The following is a 4,245-nucleotide window of genomic DNA, read 5'->3' on the forward strand; positions in this document are numbered from 1 at the left end:
CCCGGGGGCCCCCCGGCCGCGGCCCCCCCGGGCCGCCCCCGGGCCCAACAGAACCGCAGGTCAGCCCTTGCGGGTCTTGACCTCCTCGGTCAGCTGCGGGACCACGTCGAAGAGGTCGCCCACGACGCCGTAGTCGACGAGGTCGAAGATCGGGGCCTCGGCGTCCTTGTTGATCGCGACGATGGTCTTCGAGGTCTGCATGCCCGCGCGGTGCTGGATCGCACCGGAGATCCCGGAGGCGATGTACAGCTGGGGCGAGACCGACTTGCCGGTCTGGCCGACCTGGCTGGAGTGCGGGTACCAACCGGCGTCGACCGCGGCACGGGAGGCACCCACCGCGGCGCCGAGCGAGTCGGCGAGCGCCTCGATGACCGCGAAGTTCTCGGCGCCGTTGACCCCGCGACCGCCGGAGACCACGATCGCGGCCTCGGTCAGCTCCGGACGACCGGTCGACTCCCGCGGGGTGCGGGAAGTGACCTTGGTGCCGCGGGCCCCGTCCGAGAAGGAGACGGCGAGCGCCTCGACCGCACCGGCGGCCGGCGCGGCCTCGACGGGCGCCGAGTTCGGCTTGACCGTGATGACCGGGGTGCCCTTGGAGACGCGGGACTTGGTGGTGAAGGAGGCGGCGAACGCCGACTGGGTCGCCACCGGGCCCTCGTCACCGGCCTCCAGGTCGACGGCGTCGGTGATGATGCCGGAGCCGATGCGGACCGCGAGGCGGGCGGCGACCTCCTTGCCCTCGGCGGAGGACGGGACGAGCACGGCGGCCGGGGACACGGACTCGTACGCGGCCTGGAGGGCCTCGACCTTCGGGACGACGAGGTACTCGGCGAACTCGGGGGCGTCGACGGTGAGGACCTTCACCGCACCGTGCTCGGCCAGGGCCGCAGCGGTGTCGGCAGCACCCTCACCGACGGCGAGGGCAACCGGGTCGCCCAGACGGCGGGCGAGGGTCAACAGCTCCAGGGTGGGCTTGCGGACGGCTCCGCCGACGTGGTCGACGTAGACGAGAATCTCAGCCATGGGACTTCAATCTCCTGCGAACGGAAGGAAAGGCGGTCTGGTGGGCTCGCGCGAGCCTTAGGTGCCGTGCCGGCCCGGGGGCGAACCCCGGACCCCCGGCAACTAGATGAACTTCTGGCTCGCGAGGAACTCGGCCAGCTGCTTGCCGCCCTCGCCCTCGTCCTTGACGATCGTGCCCGCGGTGCGCGCGGGGCGCTCGGCGGCGGAGTCGACCGCGGTCCAGGCGCCCTCCAGGCCGACCTCGTCGGCCTCGATGTCGAGGTCGGAGAGGTCCAGGGACTCCACCGGCTTCTTCTTGGCGGCCATGATGCCCTTGAAGGAGGGGTAGCGGGCCTCGCCCGACTGGTCCGTCACGGACACGACGGCCGGGAGGGAGGCCTCCAGCTGCTCGGAGGCGGTGTCACCGTCGCGACGGCCGGTGACCGTGCCGTTGGGGCCACCCTCGATCTTGACCTCGGAGAGCAGGGTGACCTGCGGAACGCCCAGCCGCTCGGCGAGGATCGCCGGGAGCACGCCCATGGTGCCGTCCGTGGAGGCCATGCCGGCGATGACGACGTCGTAGCCGACCTTCTCGATCGCCTTGGCCAGCACGAGCGAGGTGCCCATGACGTCGGTGCCGTGCAGGTCGTCGTCCTCGACGTGGACGGCCTTGTCGGCACCCATGGACAGCGCCTTGCGCAGCGCGTCCTTGGCGTCCTCGGGACCGACCGTGAGCACGGTGACCTCGGCGTCGTCGGCCTCCTCGGCGATCTGCAGGGCCTGCTCGACCGCGTACTCGTCGAGCTCCGACAGCAGGCCGTCGACGTCGTCGCGGTCCACGGTCAGGTCATCGGCGAAGTGCCGATCGCCCGTGGCGTCGGGCACGTACTTCACACAGACAACGATCCTCAAGCTCACGCCGGCTCTCCTACTGCATCGGTCATAACGGGCTGCCTTGTTGCTCGCAGCATAGGCGCCTGAAGGGCGGGTTTCCGGTCGGGGCGCCAGACGCCCCGTCCGAAATATTACTCGCCAGTACACCCAGTTCGTTACCACTGAGCAAGCGCTCAGACATGTGACCTTGCCAACGCGCGGAGAACCGTGCGCACGGGAACTCTCAGTCGCGCAGCGCGTTGAAGCGACCGTGGTGGTACAGCAGCGGTCGGCCCGCCCCGTCCGGATCGCCGGCGACCGCCCGCGCGATCACGATCCGGTGGTCCCCCGCCGGCACCCGCGCCTCCACCCGGCAGACCAACCAGGCCAGGACTCCGTCGAGCACGGGCACGCCCTCGGGGCCGACGCTCCAGCGGGTCCCCTCCCCGAAGCGGTCGGCACCGCTGCGCGCGAAGGTTCCCGCGAGCTCCTGCTGGTGCTCGCCGAGTATGTGCACGCCGATGTGCTCGGCCTCGGCGATCACGGGCCAACTGGAGGAACCCGTTCCCACACCGAAGGAGACCATCGGAGGGTCGGCGGCGACGGAGTTGAGCGAGGTGGCGGTGAAACCGACCGGCCGCTCACCGTGCGCGGTGATGACCGCGACACCGGCCGCGTGCCGGCGGAAGACGGAGCGGAGCAGGTCGGGAGAGGCCTGGCGGGGTGCACCGATCGCGGGAACGGTGCGGAGCTCTGGCGTAACCGTCATGGAGTTGTCCTTCTGCGAGGGCGGCATGAGAGGGGTCCCGGGGTGATCAGACACCCGGACAGCGCGCGCTCGCGTTGCGGGCCAGGTCCACGTGGACCCGGCCGTAGAGAAGGAGTTCAGGGGGCACTCCGTCAGGGTGACGATCGGTGGCCTGCGCAGTCAAGTGCGTACCGGGATGTGGGAGAAGTGTCACGGCGTCAGACCGCCCGCCCCAGGGCGGCGATGACGTCCGCCTTGCGGGGCTGCCCGGAGGCCCTGCGGACGACGCGTCCCGCCGCGTCGAGGACGAGGACGGTGGGGGTGCGGACGATGCCGAGCCGACGCACGAGGTCGAGTCGCTCCTCCGCGTCGATCTCCACGTGTCCCACGCCCGGCACCATCGCGGCGACTTCGGCGAGGGTGCGCCGGGTGGCCCGGCAGGGCTGGCAGAAGGCGGTCGAGAACTGGACCAGGGTGGCCCTCTCCCCCAGCTCGACGCCGATCTCCTGCGCCCCCAGGACCCCGGTCATCCTTCGCTCCCTCCACCGCACGACTGCCCCGTTCCACCTTCCCACGACAGCGCTCGGTTCTCGCCACGGAGACCGCGAGTGACGAGAATCTCTCCCTACGAAGCCGTCTGGACTGGTCACACGGCCCCACATGGGGCACGATCTGCCCAAAGCCGAAAACCTACGGCCGCGTAACTTCGCCGGGAGAGCCCTCCCCAGGCACCAGAAGAAGGGGTTCCTCTCCGATGGCAGAACTCGTCTATCGACCGGTCATCGGCGCCGCGCTGACCATGTTCAAGGCGCTGGACCTGAAGATCGACGTTCAGGGTTCGGAACACATCCCGCGGACCGGCGGCGCCGTCCTCGTGAGCAACCACATCAGCTATCTGGACTTCATCTTCACGGGCCTCGCCGCGCTGCCGCAGAAGCGGCTGGTGCGCTTCATGGCGAAGGACTCGGTCTTCCGCCACAAGGTCTCGGGACCGCTCATGCGCGGCATGAAGCACATCCCGGTGGACCGCTCCCAGGGCGAGCACGCCTACCGGCACGCCCTCGAGTCCCTGCGGGCCGGAGAGATCGTCGGCGTCTTCCCCGAGGCGACCATCTCCCAGTCCTTCACCCTGAAGGGGTTCAAGACGGGTGCCGCGCGCTTGGCGCAGGAAGCCGGCGTCCCGCTGGTCCCGATGGCGCTGTGGGGGACCCAGCGGCTCTGGACCAAGGGCCGGCCCCGGAACTTCAAGCGGAGCCACATCCCCGTGACGATCCGCGTCGGAGAGGCCGTCGAGGCCCCTGCCGACCAGTACGCGGGGGCTATCACCCGACGGCTCCGCGAGCGCGTCCAGGAGCTGCTGGAGGCCGCCCAGCGCGCCTATCCGGTCCGCCCGAAGGACGCGAGCGACACCTGGTGGATGCCCGCGCACCTCGGGGGTACGGCTCCGACGCCCGCCGAGGTCAAGGACGCCGGCTGACGGACCCGTTTCCGCACCACCGCCCCGGGACGTCCACCGCCCCGGGGCCTCCTGCCGTACCGGCCGGCCCGCGCACCGGGCCGGCCGCGTGCGCGCCGGGGCCGGTCGAGCGGGAGGACCACGCAGATGCGGCCGGACCGGAAGC

At 71.0% G+C, this 4,245-nt stretch carries 5 protein-coding genes; 1 reads left to right on the forward strand and 4 read right to left on the reverse strand.

Annotation, left to right across the window (positions count from 1 at the left end):
- Positions 1-60: 60 nt before the first annotated feature.
- The 4 genes from ACFW22_RS35660 to ACFW22_RS35675 all read right to left on the reverse strand — a co-directional run bounded on the left by ACFW22_RS35660 (position 61) and on the right by ACFW22_RS35675 (position 3,153).
- Entirely contained in the window at positions 61-1,023 is a 963-nt protein-coding gene (locus tag ACFW22_RS35660; RefSeq protein WP_386412918.1) for an electron transfer flavoprotein subunit alpha/FixB family protein, read from the reverse strand.
- Between the two features lie 102 nt (positions 1,024-1,125).
- Positions 1,126-1,920, reverse strand: a complete 795-nt coding sequence (locus tag ACFW22_RS35665) for an electron transfer flavoprotein subunit beta/FixA family protein (protein ID WP_386412920.1) — start codon at positions 1,918-1,920, stop codon at positions 1,126-1,128.
- Positions 1,921-2,119: 199 nt separating this feature from the next.
- Positions 2,120-2,644, reverse strand: coding sequence for a flavin reductase family protein (locus ACFW22_RS35670; RefSeq protein WP_386412922.1), 525 nt, complete (start codon positions 2,642-2,644; stop codon positions 2,120-2,122).
- A 197-nt stretch (positions 2,645-2,841) separates the two neighbouring features.
- Positions 2,842-3,153, reverse strand: coding sequence for a TlpA family protein disulfide reductase (locus ACFW22_RS35675; RefSeq protein WP_386412925.1), 312 nt, complete (start codon positions 3,151-3,153; stop codon positions 2,842-2,844).
- Positions 3,154-3,377: 224 nt separating this feature from the next.
- On the opposite strand from ACFW22_RS35675, the gene ACFW22_RS35680 reads away from it, so the two are divergent.
- The gene (locus ACFW22_RS35680) at positions 3,378-4,100 is read left to right on the forward strand and encodes a lysophospholipid acyltransferase family protein (protein WP_386412927.1); all 723 of its coding nucleotides are present in this window, start codon (positions 3,378-3,380) and stop codon (positions 4,098-4,100) included.
- Positions 4,101-4,245: the final 145 nt, after the last annotated feature.

This window comes from Streptomyces sp. NPDC058872, assembly GCF_042743065.1.
Classification (GTDB): domain Bacteria; phylum Actinomycetota; class Actinomycetes; order Streptomycetales; family Streptomycetaceae; genus Streptomyces.

Coding starts and splice junctions, on each gene's coding strand:
- ACFW22_RS35680 (WP_386412927.1), top strand. CDS start 3,378: ATGGCAGAACTCGTCTATCGACCGGTCATCGGCGCCGCGCTGACCATG.
- ACFW22_RS35670 (WP_386412922.1), bottom strand. CDS start 2,644: ATGACGGTTACGCCAGAGCTCCGCACCGTTCCCGCGATCGGTGCACCC.
- ACFW22_RS35660 (WP_386412918.1), bottom strand. CDS start 1,023: ATGGCTGAGATTCTCGTCTACGTCGACCACGTCGGCGGAGCCGTCCGC.
- ACFW22_RS35675 (WP_386412925.1), bottom strand. CDS start 3,153: ATGACCGGGGTCCTGGGGGCGCAGGAGATCGGCGTCGAGCTGGGGGAG.